The sequence below is a fragment of the Erwinia psychrophila genome (assembly GCF_039023475.1).
Taxonomy (GTDB): domain Bacteria; phylum Pseudomonadota; class Gammaproteobacteria; order Enterobacterales; family Enterobacteriaceae; genus Erwinia.
This window is the reverse complement of sequence record NZ_JBCHVB010000001.1, coordinates 1,274,266-1,289,245: the sequence shown is the minus strand read 5'-3', so window position 1 is coordinate 1,289,245 and position 14,980 is coordinate 1,274,266. Positions and strand designations below refer to the sequence as shown.

The window sequence follows — 14,980 nt, the reverse complement described above, 5'->3', positions numbered from 1 at the left end:
GCTGGGCGGCAGTGGGCATGCCGAAGGCACCACGGTGGCAGGTAAGGCGTTTGTAGCAACTGCTGCGGATGCTAAAGCGTATAACAAAGCGTTGAGCTATCTGAAGATGTATGGTGTTCAGTCGGGTCAAGCCGCTGTGGGTACAGATGCCTTGATGGTACTTCCTGGAGTTCCCGGCGCTCTGGTGTGTGGAACGGTTGCAGCGGGAGGTGCATACCAAACAGGTACAGGGGTAGGTCAAATTGCTGATGGCAATTATGGAGATGGCATTCTGAATATTGGCCTTGGGACGGCTGCTATATTCGGTAGTGTGGCTGGGCAAGGAGCCGTTTCTAAACCTGGCGGAGGTATTATCTCTCAGGGAGATACACGCTTCTGGCAAAACAGTACCATTGGTAACAATATTGTAAAGTCTGATGGAACATTAACTGGCCGACCAACCCCTGTAGATCCGAAGATGACAAAGGAGAATATTCGTTCTCTTAATCGTGAAAATGAAAGTGCTCAAACCCTCTCACACTCAGGTTTTCATGTGGAGCAAAATCCTTCAGTAGCAGGAAATAAAAATCCAGATTATCGAATTAATGGCGAGATCTTTGATAACTATGCTCCTAAATCTAACAGCGTGAGGAATATTTACAGCGAAGTTAAATCTAAGATAGATAAAGGCCAGACATCTAATGTTGTGATCAATATGTCTGACACTAACGTTAGCGTCCCAGAACTCCAAAAGCAGTTAACTAAGTGGCCAATAATGGGGCTTGATAAAGTAATCGTTGTTGATAAAGCCGGTAATGCTATAAGGGTGAAGTGAGGGTGGTATGTCTATAGGATTAACATGTTTTACTAAGCTTCCTTTTGCAGAGTTACAGCGTAAGTTGAACGAGTTTGCGAAGCGATATCCGGATGTCTTTCCCGCTCACTACTATCTGTCTACTGCTGGTATACCACATCCAGCCCAAAAAGAGGTATCTAATGAGTTTGGATTGGATCCGATATCTTATTGTTATATATCGGTAAATAATAAATTTCTCGAAATATCAACGGATGAAATGGCTGACATGATCAGAAAAGAGTTGGGTTCAGACAATGTCATTGTATTGCTAAATGGTGAAGATCTAATCTGAGCATGGTGCTATCCAGCCAACCTGAAGCGATTACTATTTCTAAGTTCCAAGTGCTTCATACACAGTGTGGCAGGGGGACTGATTCTGCTCTTTAAAAGCGTATGAAAATGGCGTAACGGGATTGAAAAAGGTGCGTCGGAGCGAAGTTTCCACGCCGTAAACGCAGCAGGAAAAAGCGGCTGTAACTGGCGGAAAGCACAGGAAAAACTGACTCCGGCTCAACAATCGTGTTCGAGCGAGTTGTTGTTGAGAATAACTCACTAAGTCTTGTAGTACGGGCAGGGAACTGGCTGCTCAGGGCTGTACCAAAGTTGCTGCATGCCGGAATGCGATGGTAGAGAAAGGTCTTGGCGCATTGCTTGGTATTAGCACGACTAAAACCGTTCTGGATAATCTCTCTGTTTCAGAACAGGAATATGTATTTAACGTTGCCATGACAGGTAAGGCTGACCTGATTGAGAAACTGACGCTCGAGCAGCGGAAAGCTTACGATTACATGGTAGGTCAGGATCAGAAGGGTCTGATCATTATCTTCCCACAACCGGACAGAGATCTGACAGGTGGGAAACTAGTTAATCCGGTTCAGGATCAAAACAAGGGAACTACGCTTACAACGCCGGATCAGTCAGATCGGCAGGGGGCAACAAATACCGGAAATACTGGTGGTATAGCGGATGCTGATGGGAATACTACAGTAACGCCGAGACCAGATGGGCCAGGTAAGGATGATTTGGCTTATTTGGATAAACCTGCAAACTTGTCTCCTGAGGGCTCCGCAAGGGCTGGAGCCTTCAACGAAGCTAAAAGACAATCGGGTATTCCTGTAAGTCAAAGCCCGAGTAAAGTATACCCAAATGTTGATAGGAGAAAAAACCCTCAACCGGGATATATATATATGAGTTTGATGTACCAAAACCAGGCGGTGGAACCCAGAAAGTATATATTCGTGATGATGCCGGTGGTCATTTCTTTACAGATGACTCAAGTCAAAATAGGGGGCCACATTTTAATGATGAAAAAGGTAACCACTATGATTATTAATTATGTCAGGCGATATGCAGAAAGTATAAGCATCAAAAATGATATTTGTGATTTTAGTGATTTGATTCCTGAAATAAATGGAATTTCAGCTGTAAGTTGGGAGCTACCTAATTGTTCCCGAAGAGAATTTGGTGAACGGCTGTTGAAAGATATATATACCGTTGTAACTGATGATGATTTTATCCATGTGATGGTACAGTTAGTACCAGAGCAGCCTAATAACGCAATAGTTAATTATAAAAAACATGGGGATTAATAGGAAGCTCAGGGATAAAGGTAAATAATTTCCAGGATAAAAAATCCTTTATTGATAAGGGAAGTAATGGGCTAATGTTAGCAGGAATTTGTTGTGTTGCTAACTCTCTATGTTGTGAGATTCAGAAATTAATAAATTCTCAAGAAAAGTTGTTTTTTTCTAACTTATCACCAAACTTGAGTGATGCAGATGCTCCTTCGGTTGGGCGATTAACAAAATGGATTGAGAATATATTACATAACGATGGGGTTATTTTTTTCCTCTTAGGTAGATTTGATGAAAATGACTCAGAGGTTGTTGCTATAGGTTATAAGGTTGCTTTGAAGAAATTGTATAATTAACGTTTTTTTTGTTGAGAATAACTCGCTGTCCGACCTCACCGATGCTCTGGCCGCAGGTAAAACACCGCAACAGGTTGCCAGAGTACGCACTGAAGAAACGCTCGAAGAGATTAAAAAAGAGCAGTGTGCGGGGCTGGGTGCGGAAGCATGTGCTGTCAGGCTGGAAGCTTACCGGCAGGAAATGGTTGCAGGGGCAGTGTCTTTCGGCCTGGATTTTGTGCCGGTAGTGGGTACGTTGAAAAGCGTTGCGGAAGCAGAAAGTGCGCTTGGATATCTTGAAGCTGTTGCTTCAGTCATTCCGGGTGAACGGATTGCTGGCAAGATATTCAGGGCAGCAAGAGCGGCGCTGAATAAAGGGGATGTTGCTGAAGCGTCGAAGCTGATCAATAAAGCCAGCGATGAAATTAAAGTCAAGTCAAGGCGCTTGATGTTGGTTCATATAAAGAACTGAAGGCGCGTGAAGTCGTTGGTGATGGATTGGAGCATGATCATATTACATTATTTGCCGCCATTCGTCAGGCAAAAGAAAATGAGCTAGGTAGAAAGTTGACTCCAACAGAAGAAAAAACTTTATATCAGAATGCTACTGCTGTTGAAGTACCTAAAGATGTTCATAAAGCTGGCCCTACTTATGGTGGCAAAAATACATCTTCTCAGGTAAAACAAGATGCAATGAACCTTTGTGGTGCAGAATGCCGAGACACAGAATCTTTAAGAAAAAACATGATAGAACGTGGTTATGATCCGGTTTTGGTTGATGATGCAATAAAACAGATCATGGAAAGAAACCGGGAAATAGGAGTGACGAAATAATGCTGATATGGAATGACTTTATCGAAATGTTAGGTTGCTCAAAACATGATGAGAAATTTATAAACCTCTCCAGTTATTTTAATGAGTTGCCCAGTCTTGATGATGGCATGTTAGGTGATCGAAACTATTATTCTTTTTTAAAATCAGGCGTTTTATTTTTACTGGAAAATGAAGTGGTAGAGCAAATTTCACTGTATATACAACCAGGTGAGGGTTTTAACGTATATGAAGGGGAGTTGCCTATACCAGTTGATGGATCAGAGTCTGAAATCACTAAAATATTGGGTTGTCCTTCGACATCCGGTGGCTGGAAAATAGATATGCCCCTTGGTTATACTAATCGCTGGGTAAAATATGAGAAAAGGAGCTATGCATTACATCTACAATTTTCTCGTAATAATAAATTATGCAGAGTTACAATTATTAAATAATACGAATCCCAGCAACCGGCTGGGATTTTTCTTTTCAACCAAGCACTTACCTCAAAACGACCGCCACTCTATCATCCCTTCCTGGATCCTGCGTGGCCGCTTCTGCGGCTTGGCAACCAGCTCAATATATGCCGCAATCTCCCGCTGCTTGCGGGCCGACAGCTTCTTGCAGACCTTACGCAGCGTGGTCACCACCTCCGGCTCTGCGGGCGGTTCCGGCTGCGGCTCCTGGCGGGTAATAATCAGGCAGTCCTGCATCACCCGCACGTTAACAGTACGGCGGCCACCACTACCGGTGCGCAGGCCAGGAAAAATGCGGTTGAGAATAATCTGATGGGTGGTACGGAAGACGGCCAGACGAAGTTCGTGCAGGAACACGGCAAAGACATGCTGTCCTGTGCGGACGCTCCTTCTTCAGCCAGCTGTCAGCGCGGCGAGGCGGTGAATAAAGCGATAGCCGTCGCTCTGGGGGCCGGTGCCACAGGTGGTGCAGTTGCAGTTGTAACACCGGAACTGATTGCAGCAGTACAGGCTGCATTCAGCGGATGCGGCGCGAATTCGGTATTGTGTATTAATGAAGTCAGCATCTGGGTGGCAGAAATGGCCGCCGGGGATGCGCTACCGGCAGGCCTGACGGTAGCGACGGTCAGCAAGATGTCGGCCAAAGAACTGTCAGAGCTGAAGGCGCTGATGGAGGTTGAGAAGCAGACAGGAAGTAAAGTCAGTAAAGAGTCTGTAGAAAGTGTTGTCAGCAGTAAACCATCCAGCGGTGCGGAAAATATTGCGCTTTATCCAAAGCTGAAAGATGATCTGGCCCAGCAGAACCTGAACAATATTGCGAAGCAGGATCCGAGGCTGGGTGCGGTAGTTAAAGGAAGTGGAACGACAAATCCTAATTTTTCTGTGGGAACGGGAACAGCGGCGGAAGCAAATCAGTTAGGTAAAATATGGGTTGGTGATGGTGCCAGATTGCTAACTGATGGTAAAGGCTGGGTTAGTGCTGATGGTACAAGAGTGTATCGTTTCCCAGCTTCCAAACCAAATACACCGCAAGACCTGAATCCAACTGGAGTACAGGCTAACTTTGAAATGCTGAAAGATGGCTAAAGAGTTAGTAATGGTCACATGGGGGTTACTCAGTGAAAGGAATACTTAAAAACGTAGGGGTCAACTCAGCAGATTTTAGCCCTGAAACATACCAACCTGAAGAAGACGATTGTTTTGGACTATGGGTCAACTTGTGTATTGGTCCTGAAGATCAAGAGGGGGGGCACGATTATCAGTTATTCATCTGCACCCCTGAATGGCTCTGTAAACACCACTGGCTACCGGAACTGATGCGCCACACGTTGCTGGTACGTAAATACGATCTGAATGAGATCAAAAAGACCATCACGGATTATATCGACCAGTGCCAAGGCAATGACTGGATGGAGATCGCGCAAAAACTCTCCCGCGTCTTTGCCTGGGAGTATGAAGACTACCAGCCATGAAATAACGATCCCGGCCACCGAGCCGGGATCTTTTTACCTGTCACTCGGCAGGCCGGATCGTCAGTTGCCCGCGTTCAACGGCCACGATAACCAGCCTATGTCGCCAGCAGCAGGCACAGCTGATAGAAGAAATCGGCAGCCAGGCGGCAGATATCGCCAGGACGCATGGCGGGCAGACGGGTAAAGATAAGCTGAATCCGGGCGCCGATGAGATAGCGAAGCAGGCATACAACACGGTGATGGCACCATTCGGCACGGGCAGCGCGCTGTAGCAGGGATTTCAGGCGGCCACGGCGGCGGTGCAGGGGCTTGCGGGCGGCAATATCGATCAGGCGATAAGCGACGCGGCAAGTCCGTATCTGGCGGAGCAAATCCACAACCTGACTACGGACGCAAGCGGTAAGGTCAATACCGAAGCTAACCTGATGGCGCATGCGGTCTGGGGCGCAGTGGCGGCACAGATGTCGGGCGGAAATGCCGGAGCAGGCGCTGCGGGGGCCTTCAGTGCCGAGCTGGCGGCGCGCTACATAACCGAAAACTACTACAGCGCCAGGACAACTGACGAAATCAGTCGTCTGCCGGAAAGCGACCATCAGGAAATCAGCCTGCTGAGCACCCTGGCAGCCGGCGCCGCGGGCGGGTTGATGGGTGACAGCATGGCTGCTACGGTGACAGGTGCGCAGGCCGGGAAGAATGCGGTTGAGAATAACTATTTGAGTAGCACGGAGAAGAGCCGCCAGACATATCTCAACAACAAACAGAACCTGACGCCAGAGGAGCAGAAAGATAAGGAGAGGTTAAATCGTAAGGATCTGGAAAGCGATATGACTGTTTACGTGGCCTGTAGTGGCACAGGTGCTGACTGTCAGGCAGAAAGAGAGAAAGCGAAGGCCGCGCAAGACACCTACTTCAACCAAACTTACCAGAATCCGAAAGAGGCTCAGGCGGGTTATCAGCAGATAATAAACTTGCTGAACTCTACAGATCCGAATGCGAAGGAAGTGTTCAATATTCTGGAAAGGTATACGCATGCGTTTATGTCGTTTGGGTACACGGAGGATGAGGCCAAGGCGAGAGCAGGAGCCTATGTTGGTTCGATGTATATCGCGGGTGGTGTGAGTACAGTAGTGGCATCTGGAGCACTGGTAAAGCAGTTCGGGAAGGATGTAGCTCCGGGGGCGAAACCTGCAAGCTCGACGGCAAAACCTATAGAAAATGTACCAAACTCATCTGAAACTTATTTTCGGGTTGAAGGTGGAGGAAATGGTACACAAACAAGTCAGAACAGAATTAATGTAAACTCTGACGGCAGTGTAACTATTAACTCAGGTTGTAGTGGGCAATTGTGTGTTAGCACTAATGGACCAAATCATGCCGCTTATTACCTGACTAATAGAAGACAGGATGGTAGTGTAGTAGTATTTGAAGTCGATGCGGCTCTCCATAAACAGATAATGGATGCAGCAGTACCTCAAAGGCCAATTCCTGGGGTGCCAAAAGATCCGTATGCTCCTAAGATTGTCGATCCTACAAAAGGTCAACCTAGTGTTTATCTTGAACTACTTAAGATGTGGGATAGGCTGATAGAGCAAAACTCATCAAAAGCTCGCGTATTAACAAAAGAGGAATTTCTGAATGAATTTAACAAATGATTATCAGAATTTACTCGATGCCATTTTTAATGGCGATAAAGATATAGCTATCTTTGTTGTGGATGGTATTCATTATTATCTTGTTGATAATAAGGATAATTACTGCATCGACGTTAGGCCGGAATATAAAGCGTATATAGCTAAAGGATGGATGAAAGAGTCTCTGTATGACGAGGCAGTAAGCTCATTCAGAAATGGAATTACTGTATTATCTAAGGATAGCTTTAAAGATTACATAACTCGAAATGATGTTGCTGTTTATACAGTTGACTGGATGACATCATTCTTCACATTGGGTAGAGATGACGGGCAGCTTGTCAGTTTTTATGATTATGTTGAGCGATTTTTATCTACATTAACAGACTCTGTATCAGTTGAGTGGGATAGCTGGAGAATGCGGCTACCTAAATTTTACATTAATTTTGACAAAAAAATATATCGTCATACTGATTGGGATAGAAGTCACGAAGCGTCTGTACCTTCTGATTGGAACGCTCAAGCAAATAGTGATTTTGGCTTGTTAGTACCAGACAAAGAGCAATATTGGCTTATTAATGGCATGAATTTTTGGAAATTACAGATGTAAATGGCGAAATCCCGCCCTCAGTGGCGGGATTTTACTGTTGAGAATAATGCACTGAGCGTCCAGCAAAACCAGGATCGGGCCAAAGATCTGGCAGCCGGCGCCGCGGGCGGGTCGATTGGTGACAGTATGGCTGCTACTGTGACAAGTGCGCAGGCCGGGAAGAATGCGGTTGAGAATAACTATCTGAGCACCGCCCAGAAGGCTCAGAAAGATAAGGAAATCGCTGACTGTCAGACTGTGGCTTGTAGAGCAGGTGCACAAGCTAAATGGACGGCTATCGACCTCGGGCAGGATGGCAGTTTTGCGGCGGGGATGGTGGCTGGGGTTCCGGCAGGGCTGTATGACACGGTTGACGGCATTGTGAAAACGGCCAGTAGTCCGGTGGAAACATACGAAGCACTGAAAGCACTGTTTAACAGCGACGATGTGTTAGGTAACGTCTCGGATGCGGTGAAGCAGTCCTATATTGACCGTATTGATCATATGGAAGCGGAGTACCAGAAAGCCGGAGCCAGCGGGTCGTTTAATGCAGGTGTTGAAGGCGGTAAGCTGGTAACGGATATTGCCGGACTGCTGGCTGGTGGTGCAGGTGTTGCTAAAGGTGGCGCGGTACTGACGGAGAAAGTTGTCGCGGAAACCACTGGTATGGTGGAAACAGTATTAAAATCTTCGGTTGTTAATAAAATTCTGAAAGCAGACCGAATTGGCCGTGGGTTAAAACCAGATCCTACTCATAGAGGTGCAAGTTATCTGAACCGTGAACAATTGATGGATGGAAAAGTATTCACTATCAAAGGCGGTGATGGTATAAAAAAATCACTTCAAGCTGAAGGCTCCTTTAATGATAAGAAAGGTATATATGAATATATCTATGATAATAAAGGAAACGTAACACACCAAAGGTTTATTGAAGGTGGCAGCATTACCGGCACTCCTAACCAACGACCACCGAAGGTAAAAAGACATGAATTTATATCCAATACCTTTTGATTTTATTGATAAAAACTCTCATCTTTCATGGTGTGATGTGAAGTGGGGTTATGAAAATAACCTCATTACCTCAGACGTGCTAATAAAGAAAGCAGAAAAAAATGTATTAGCAGGAAATTATACTAACTCTGAGCTTGAATTATCATTCATTATACCTGGCGAAGTAAATCATGTGGCCCATTTTTTGAAGGATCTATGTTCGGAACTTGATCCGGAAGATGATCTGATCACCAAAAGAAAGTGGCTGTTTATTGTTCTGTACTGGCTCTGGAATAATCGTAATAGTTTTGAAGACCCATTAGCTGAAGTCGAAATGATTTATGCGGATTTTGATTATCCATCTGAAATAGAAGGTTTTATTAAATATATGCCTCCTTCTGATGGATATGATCCATCAAAACACTCTCAGATGGAAAATATTAATCATTTAATGAACAAGTGGAAAAATTATTTAGAAAAAAGATCTACTATATTTAAAAGTTAGATAAACTCCGGCCACCGAGCCGGGGTTTTTACGTTACAACCAGCAAATTATCCTAAAGAGGCCGCCACTCAATCACCCCATCAGGAACCCTGCGTGGTCGCTTCTGCGGCGTGGCAATCACCCGGATAAACTCGGCGATATGCTGCTTGCGGGCCGACAGCTTCTTGCAAGCCCGCTTCAGCGTGGTCACCACCTCCGGCTCTGCGGGCGGTTCCGGCTGCGGCTCCTGTCGGGTAATAATCAGGCAGTCCTGCATCACCCGCACGTTAACCGGCGTCCCTGTCGTGAATCCCGCCTCTTCCAGCCAGTGGCCTTTCAGCGTAATGGACGTCAGCATCAGCCCAGTTTTCGATAAGGATAAAAACCAGAAGCGGCTGCAGGCGTCGTAACTGGTGGGCGACATCGCCGGACAGATGGCAACCATGGTGAATACCTGGGGCGATATCGAGGCGATGAAAAAAGCCAATGCAGCACTGGGTCCGGTACCTGAAGGCCTCAGTGAGGAAGACCGTGCTGAAGAAGTCAAAAAGCGGCGCAGCAGCCAATATTATCAGGACGTCATAGGTGAGTATGGCACCGGCAGTAAAACCAGATGGTGGTTCAGGCCATCGGTGGCGTGCTGCAGGGCCTGGTGAACGGTAGTATATCGCAGGCGGTGGCGGGCGGCGTTAACCCGCTGATGGCACAGACGATTAAGGCGTACACGACCAACCCGGATAACACGTCTAATAAAGAAGCTAACCTGATGACGCATGCGGTCTGGGGCGCGGTGGCGGCACAGATGTCGGGCGGGAATGCCGGAGCGGGTGCGGCGGGAGCTTTCAGTGGCGAGCTGGCAGGGCGGTTTATTGCAGAGCATCTTTACGGCGCTGATTCGGCGGAGAAAGTTGCTGGACTGAGCGAGGAGGAGCGCCATGAGCTGAGCCTGATGAGTACGCTGGCGGCAGGTCTTGCGGGGGGGCTTGCGGGTAACAGTACGGCGGCCATCACTACCGGTGCGCAGGCCGGGAAGAATGCGGTTGAGAATAATGCGCTGAGCCTGCCGGGTGGCCTGATGAGTTATGGTCAGGCAGCGGCTTCGTGGAACCAGTATGCGGAAGCAAACGGTCTGACGCCAGAGCAGAAACAGGCGGGGCTTGATAAGCTGGCGAAAGGGGATATGCCGGAAGGTGCCAATATCACTAAAGTTATCGTTGAAGGTTATAAGGATGGCGTGCTGATTGCCGGTGCAGGTTATTTAGGGCCTGCGGCATCTGTGAGTAAAGTGATTGGCGGTAGCGTGATAGGTGCTGTCACCAATGGTTCTTATCAGTGGTTTGATATGAGTCAGCCGGGGAATGAGGGTAAATCATACGATTACCTGGGCACCGGCTCGGCAGCGATTATGGGTGGCTTGGCTCCGGGCCGTGGAGTCTGGCAGAACGTGGGCATAGCGGCAGGGGGTGCGGTGTTTACGGACGGGCCGAATGCGGGAGCGATTGGGGCTTCGGCAGCTGGTGCTTGGGCTGGCGGGATGTTCGGGGAGTATGCACCGGGAATCGTTAATTCGGTAACAGGAAAGGAGCTGCCTGGATTCATCTACGATATTGGAGGCGCTTTTGCTTCCGAAGCTTCCACTGATGCAGGCAAAAGTATTATCAAAAAGCAGGAGAGTGGGAAATGATGAAAGGCACTCTTAAATACATAGCTCTTTTTGCTTATTTTACTGCTGGTTTATTCTTATTAGGTTTAATCATAAAAGTTGTTTTTGGTTTTGTTCATATAGGTGAGTTCTATTTACCTTATCAAGAAGTTATGAGGAATTTTTTCAAAAGCATTATTGCAGGAGCAGCGATCACATTAGCCGCAATTGTCTTTAATCTGATTGATAAATTTAACGAACGTAGAAAACCGCCATCCGATCCCGAGTAAGTCATAAGTCCCGGCCGCCAGAGCCGGGACTGTTGTTGAGAATAATTTCCTTAGCCCACACAAAGCTGAAATGCTGAATAAAGCGATCGAAGACCAGAAAGCCGGTAAGAACCTGGTGGAAGCCTCGCAGACTATCCTAAGACTGACGAATGAAGATCGTACCAGTAACCTTTTGCTGGAAAAATACCAGCAAGGCCAGCCTCTCAGTGATGATCAGAAACAGGAGCTGGCAGGTTTACTCAATCAATATGGGTACGAATTACAGACAATGTATGGATATACCCCGCAGAAGGCTGAGGAGGCTATACAAGGACTTCTTACTGGCAAAGCATTTGTTGCATCCACAGGGGATACACAGGCTTACAATGAAGCACTCAGTTACCTGAAAGGATACAGCGTGCAGTCTGGCCAGGCTGCATTAGGAACGGATGCTTTACTCGCTTTACCGGGTGCACCGGGTATCATCGCTCGTTCAGCATTAGCAGCAGGAGGGGGATATCAAACCGGTACAGGAATAGGTCAGATTACTGATGGTAACTATGGAGAAGGTGCACTTAATATAGGCTTGGGTACATCGGCTATCTTTGGTGGTGTGGCTGGAAATAGTGTTATCACGAAAACTGAAGCAGGTATTATTTCTCCAACTAAAGGTGCTGAGTGGACAGAGAATTCTCAGTCTATTGATAAAAATGCACATTCTTCTATCCCGAAAGTTACGGCTGAATTGACAGACCCTCAGACTGGAAAAGTCTTTACGGATACCAATCAGGGTAACAGACCTGATTTCTTCTTGGGGGATGCCAGCAAGCCAACGCTTATAAATGATGTGGTATAGGCAAAAGTAATGAATCAACCGGATAAAAATTTACCAAATGGAAATATGGCTACAGCTCATGCTGAGGTCGGTACTAACCAACAAGCCTATGAGCAAGGTATGACTGCGGGTCGTAGCATGGAAATGAGTGTATCTGGTAAGCCGGTTTGCGGTTACTGTCTCAGCGATATAAAAAGCATGGCTGAAAAATCTGGTTTGAAATCTCTTACGATTTTTGAAGAGAAAAGTGGCGACACTTTGTATTGGGAAAAAGGAATGAAAAAATTTACCAGGAAATAAACTTATGAAAAATGAGTTCGAAGTCGATTTTTATCTCCACGCTAAAGACTCTTTTAAACGAGTTCGTGGTCCCAGGTGGGGTGATGTAGAAGAATTTCTTATAAAATTGAAAGGGGGCTCAGGTGGTCTAAGGCTCCGTATCATACCTGAACCTGATATTGGCCCAATGAATTTAGATGTTTCTACAGATGATGGTTTCTATCTCTTGACGTTACTAGAATCTTCGGAATGTGATTTAACGGTCCGTACCTATTGGGATAAATCAAAATCTGATAACGATAAAAAAATACAGATTTATGGGGATTACTGGCCTGAACACCAACTAACGAATGATTTCGATCTTGTCGTTAGGACATTCAAAGAGTTTTTCGATACCGGTAATGTTTCAGTGGATCTTCTGAATTAATGTTGAGAATAATGCGCTGAGTGATTTAACAGATGCATTAGCGGCAAATAAAACACCGTAACAGGTTGCCAGAGTACGCACTGAAGAAACGCTCGAAGAGATTAAAAAAGAGCAGTGTGCGGGGCTGGGTGCGGAAGCATGTGCTGTCAGGCTGGAAGCTTACCGGCAGGAAATGGTTGCAGGGGCAGTGTCTCTCGGCCTGGATTTTGTGCCGGTAGTGGGTACGTTGAAAAGCGTGGCGGAAGCAGAAAGTGCGCTTGGATATCTTGAAGCTGTTGATTCAGTCATTCCGGGTGAACGGATTGCTGGTAAGATATTCAGGGCAGCAAGAGCGGCGCTGAATAAAGGGGATGTTGCTGAAGCTTCGAAGCTGATCAATAAAGCCAGTAATGAAGTCAGCTCGGTTAACTATTTTGGCCAGGAACGTAAGTACTGGAGTGCTGATCCGGTTAATATCAATGGGAGCAAAGTTTATCAGAGGAATGATCTGTTTGATCCTAAATATGTCGATCCTAAGTCAGGAAAGACAAACTTAGAGTTGATGCAAATTGGTCGCGCTCCAGTTGATACCGATGGAAAACTTGTTAACTTGCATCACATGCTACAAAAGCAGGATGGCCCTATAGCAGAAGTGACTAAGAGTTTTAATAAGGATAATCATAGGGTTATACATATTAATGATAACAGTATACCTTCAGGAATTAATCGCGCAGAGTTCAATAAGTGGCGTTCTGACTACTGGAGACAGAGAGCTAATGACTTTAAACAGGATTAATTATGAAAGATGATTTAGATGATGCTATCAATAATTTAATAACGTTATCTGGCGATGAAAGAAACAATTTACCTTTGCCAGATGATTATCTGATATCTGAGTATGAAAAAAATACTGGGTTTACTTTTCCAGTGGATTACAAAGAATCGCTTAAGAGAGCCGGTAATATATTTTATGGAACTATAGAGCTTTTATCTTTAACAAAAGATAATACATATTATAGCGAATTGGCCTCGGCTTTAGCTGATGCACGACAGCAGGGGTTACCACATGACTGGTTACCTATCTGTGAAGATAATGGTAGCTATTACTGTATTACTCCTGAAGGAACAATCAGGTACTGGACAACAGATGGTTACAGTAATGATCAATGGCCTAATTTAGCCAACTGGATAAATGAAGTATGGATAGCAGGTAATTAACAAAAAATCCCGGCCGTGACCGAGAGTTTTACTTTATAACCAGTTAGTTAACCCAGGCTGCGCCACTCAATCACGCCGCCCGGGATCTTGCGTGGTCGCTTTTGCGGCGTGGCGATCACCCGGATAAACTCGGCGATCTGCTGCTGCTTGCGGCCCGACAGCTTCTTGCAGGCCCGCTTCAGCGTGGTCACCACCTCCGGCTCTGCGGGCAGTTCCGGCTGCGGTTCCTTTTTGGTAATAATCAGGCAGTCCTGTATCACCCGCACGTCAACCGGCGTCCCCGTCCCAAATCCTGCCTCTTCCAGCTAGTGCCCCTTCAGGGTAATGGACGGCAGCGGCTGATACTTCGCGTCGCTGGCATAACCCACGGTATAACAACGGGTTGTGTGTGTGCCTGTCTCTGGCTTATGATGTGTCTCAGCCATGATCAACTCCTTACTAGTTGGTTGTGGTCAGCGGCGGTAAAGGGCTGCAACCCAATACTGCCGCGCTATCAATACGCCATATCGCTCTTTATTACCGCGTGTGGCCTGTGCAAATATACACTTCTCGCTTTGCAAACTCTTTGTAACAGCCTCAATAAAATGCAAAGCATCTCCAGAGATTCATTAATTATTATCCGCTATGCTGCCAGCAGACTTCATAGAATTATCCCAGAGTCCCAGCCGCGGGAATAATAGTTGATAATCAGCTTTTTCAGCACTTCACGTACGCTCTCCTGCACCTTCTTCGCTGCCAGCCCGCCGACTTGATGATGACGGCAGGCACTGTGTCCGGCAATGTATGGCGGGCCTGACGGCAAACTGCATTACTAACGCGTTGTGCCCTGTCTGAGAGCGGCAGGTATCGAAAAAGGGAGCTGCCACCTGTTCCCCCCACGATGACGACGCAGATGCTGGAGAACGGCGCGGACCTCCTGCGCAGGATACAGGCGATGCTGGGCCACCGCAGCGTGGAAGGCACGGAGATGTGAGCATAAAAGCATTTCAGGCGATATGTATGGTTCAACGCATCCGGCGACGAGGCGGGACAACGAGAAGCCAGACAATATGGAATGAAGGTGATGATAAAATATATACTCAGCCAGTACTTAAGCTGATTGGGAGAAAGAATTATTCCTAAAGAAGCGGTATTCACA

The 14,980-nt window shown here is 46.5% G+C and carries 24 protein-coding genes and 2 pseudogenes; 22 read left to right on the top strand and 4 right to left on the bottom strand.

Features of this window, described 5'->3' with window-relative positions:
- From AAH446_RS06075 to AAH446_RS06045, 7 genes are all read left to right on the top strand, one after another.
- The coding region (locus AAH446_RS06075) for a CdiA C-terminal domain-containing protein (RefSeq protein ID WP_463322771.1) at positions 1-814 on the top strand (814 nt) is incomplete at its 5' end.
- A gap of 7 nt (positions 815-821) precedes the next feature.
- Entirely contained in the window at positions 822-1,127 is a 306-nt protein-coding gene (locus AAH446_RS06070) for a hypothetical protein (RefSeq protein ID WP_342905771.1), read from the top strand.
- A gap of 331 nt (positions 1,128-1,458) precedes the next feature.
- Positions 1,459-2,424, top strand: coding sequence for a hypothetical protein (locus AAH446_RS19745; protein WP_463322770.1), 966 nt, complete (start codon positions 1,459-1,461; stop codon positions 2,422-2,424).
- A gap of 74 nt (positions 2,425-2,498) precedes the next feature.
- On the top strand, positions 2,499-2,765 hold the full coding sequence (locus tag AAH446_RS06060) for a hypothetical protein (protein ID WP_342905770.1): 267 nt from the start codon (positions 2,499-2,501) through the stop codon (positions 2,763-2,765).
- A gap of 181 nt (positions 2,766-2,946) precedes the next feature.
- A complete protein-coding gene (locus tag AAH446_RS06055; protein ID WP_342905769.1) occupies positions 2,947-3,216 on the top strand; it encodes a hypothetical protein in 270 nt (89 codons plus the stop codon).
- 26 nt (positions 3,217-3,242) lie between these two features.
- A complete protein-coding gene (locus AAH446_RS06050) occupies positions 3,243-3,578 on the top strand; it encodes a hypothetical protein (protein ID WP_342905768.1) in 336 nt (111 codons plus the stop codon).
- Positions 3,578-4,009 (top strand): hypothetical protein, encoded by a 432-nt coding sequence (locus AAH446_RS06045; RefSeq protein WP_342905767.1) that lies wholly within the window; start codon positions 3,578-3,580, stop codon positions 4,007-4,009. The genes AAH446_RS06050 and AAH446_RS06045 overlap by 1 nt, the downstream gene beginning before the upstream one ends.
- A 51-nt stretch (positions 4,010-4,060) precedes the next feature.
- Here the strand turns inward: AAH446_RS06045 and AAH446_RS06040 are convergent, their stop codons facing one another.
- Complete coding sequence (locus AAH446_RS06040) at positions 4,061-4,387, bottom strand: SymE family type I addiction module toxin (RefSeq protein WP_342905766.1); 327 nt, start codon at positions 4,385-4,387, stop codon at positions 4,061-4,063.
- A 63-nt stretch (positions 4,388-4,450) separates the two neighbouring features.
- Between AAH446_RS06040 and AAH446_RS06035 the strand changes: the two genes are divergently transcribed.
- Entirely contained in the window at positions 4,451-5,116 is a 666-nt protein-coding gene (locus tag AAH446_RS06035) for a hypothetical protein (protein ID WP_342905765.1), read from the top strand.
- Positions 5,117-5,148: 32 nt separating this feature from the next.
- Positions 5,149-5,502, top strand: coding sequence for an immunity 8 family protein (locus tag AAH446_RS06030; protein WP_342905764.1), 354 nt, complete (start codon positions 5,149-5,151; stop codon positions 5,500-5,502).
- Positions 5,503-5,597: 95 nt separating this feature from the next.
- On the opposite strand, the gene AAH446_RS06025 is transcribed toward AAH446_RS06030, so the two are convergent.
- The gene (locus AAH446_RS06025) at positions 5,598-5,873 is read right to left on the bottom strand and encodes a hypothetical protein (protein ID WP_342905763.1); all 276 of its coding nucleotides are present in this window, start codon (positions 5,871-5,873) and stop codon (positions 5,598-5,600) included.
- 54 nt (positions 5,874-5,927) lie between these two features.
- On the opposite strand from AAH446_RS06025, the gene AAH446_RS06020 reads away from it, so the two are divergent.
- From AAH446_RS06020 to AAH446_RS06005, 4 genes and pseudogenes are all read left to right on the top strand, one after another.
- Positions 5,928-7,154, top strand: a complete 1,227-nt coding sequence (locus AAH446_RS06020) for a VENN motif pre-toxin domain-containing protein (RefSeq protein WP_342905762.1) — start codon at positions 5,928-5,930, stop codon at positions 7,152-7,154.
- Positions 7,138-7,740 carry a hypothetical protein gene (locus AAH446_RS06015; RefSeq protein ID WP_342905761.1) on the top strand — a complete coding sequence of 201 codons (603 nt, stop codon included), beginning with the start codon at positions 7,138-7,140 and terminating at the stop codon, positions 7,738-7,740. The genes AAH446_RS06020 and AAH446_RS06015 overlap by 17 nt, the downstream gene beginning before the upstream one ends.
- Positions 7,741-7,827: 87 nt before the next feature.
- Positions 7,828-8,730 (top strand): annotated as a pseudogene (locus AAH446_RS19740) (VENN motif pre-toxin domain-containing protein); the annotation flags it as partial.
- Entirely contained in the window at positions 8,705-9,214 is a 510-nt protein-coding gene (locus AAH446_RS06005) for a DUF2247 family protein (protein ID WP_342905760.1), read from the top strand. The pseudogene AAH446_RS19740 and the gene AAH446_RS06005, both read left to right, overlap by 26 nt.
- Positions 9,215-9,266: 52 nt before the next feature.
- On the opposite strand, the gene AAH446_RS06000 is transcribed toward AAH446_RS06005, so the two are convergent.
- Positions 9,267-9,551: a SymE family type I addiction module toxin gene (locus tag AAH446_RS06000; RefSeq protein ID WP_342905759.1), complete on the bottom strand. Its 285-nt coding sequence runs from the start codon at positions 9,549-9,551 to the stop codon at positions 9,267-9,269.
- Between the two features lie 55 nt (positions 9,552-9,606).
- Here AAH446_RS06000 and AAH446_RS05995 point away from each other — a divergent pair, with 55 nt between their 5' ends.
- The 8 genes from AAH446_RS05995 to AAH446_RS05960 all read left to right on the top strand — a co-directional run bounded on the left by AAH446_RS05995 (position 9,607) and on the right by AAH446_RS05960 (position 13,842).
- The gene (locus tag AAH446_RS05995; RefSeq protein WP_342905758.1) at positions 9,607-9,849 is read left to right on the top strand and encodes a hypothetical protein; all 243 of its coding nucleotides are present in this window, start codon (positions 9,607-9,609) and stop codon (positions 9,847-9,849) included.
- Positions 9,807-10,877, top strand: coding sequence for a VENN motif pre-toxin domain-containing protein (locus tag AAH446_RS05990; RefSeq protein ID WP_342905757.1), 1,071 nt, complete (start codon positions 9,807-9,809; stop codon positions 10,875-10,877). Before AAH446_RS05995 ends, AAH446_RS05990 begins: the two co-directional genes overlap by 43 nt.
- A complete protein-coding gene (locus AAH446_RS05985; protein WP_342905756.1) occupies positions 10,874-11,125 on the top strand; it encodes a hypothetical protein in 252 nt (83 codons plus the stop codon). The genes AAH446_RS05990 and AAH446_RS05985 overlap by 4 nt, the downstream gene beginning before the upstream one ends.
- Before the next feature lie 70 nt (positions 11,126-11,195).
- Positions 11,196-11,960, top strand: a complete 765-nt coding sequence (locus AAH446_RS05980; protein WP_342905755.1) for a hypothetical protein — start codon at positions 11,196-11,198, stop codon at positions 11,958-11,960.
- A gap of 9 nt (positions 11,961-11,969) precedes the next feature.
- Positions 11,970-12,239 (top strand): cytidine deaminase-like fold-containing protein, encoded by a 270-nt coding sequence (locus tag AAH446_RS05975; protein WP_342905754.1) that lies wholly within the window; start codon positions 11,970-11,972, stop codon positions 12,237-12,239.
- Between the two features lie 4 nt (positions 12,240-12,243).
- Entirely contained in the window at positions 12,244-12,645 is a 402-nt protein-coding gene (locus AAH446_RS05970; protein ID WP_342905753.1) for a DUF6911 family protein, read from the top strand.
- Positions 12,646-12,817: 172 nt separating this feature from the next.
- On the top strand, positions 12,818-13,420 hold the full coding sequence (locus AAH446_RS05965) for an HNH/ENDO VII family nuclease (protein ID WP_342905752.1): 603 nt from the start codon (positions 12,818-12,820) through the stop codon (positions 13,418-13,420).
- A 2-nt stretch (positions 13,421-13,422) separates the two neighbouring features.
- The gene (locus AAH446_RS05960) at positions 13,423-13,842 is read left to right on the top strand and encodes an SMI1/KNR4 family protein (protein ID WP_342905751.1); all 420 of its coding nucleotides are present in this window, start codon (positions 13,423-13,425) and stop codon (positions 13,840-13,842) included.
- A 47-nt stretch (positions 13,843-13,889) separates the two neighbouring features.
- On the opposite strand, the gene AAH446_RS05955 is transcribed toward AAH446_RS05960, so the two are convergent.
- Positions 13,890-14,147 carry a SymE family type I addiction module toxin gene (locus AAH446_RS05955; protein ID WP_342905831.1) on the bottom strand — a complete coding sequence of 86 codons (258 nt, stop codon included), beginning with the start codon at positions 14,145-14,147 and terminating at the stop codon, positions 13,890-13,892.
- A gap of 478 nt (positions 14,148-14,625) precedes the next feature.
- Here AAH446_RS05955 and AAH446_RS05950 point away from each other — a divergent pair.
- A pseudogene (locus tag AAH446_RS05950) lies at positions 14,626-14,900 on the top strand (site-specific tyrosine recombinase XerC); the annotation flags it as partial.
- Positions 14,901-14,980 lie beyond the last annotated feature (80 nt).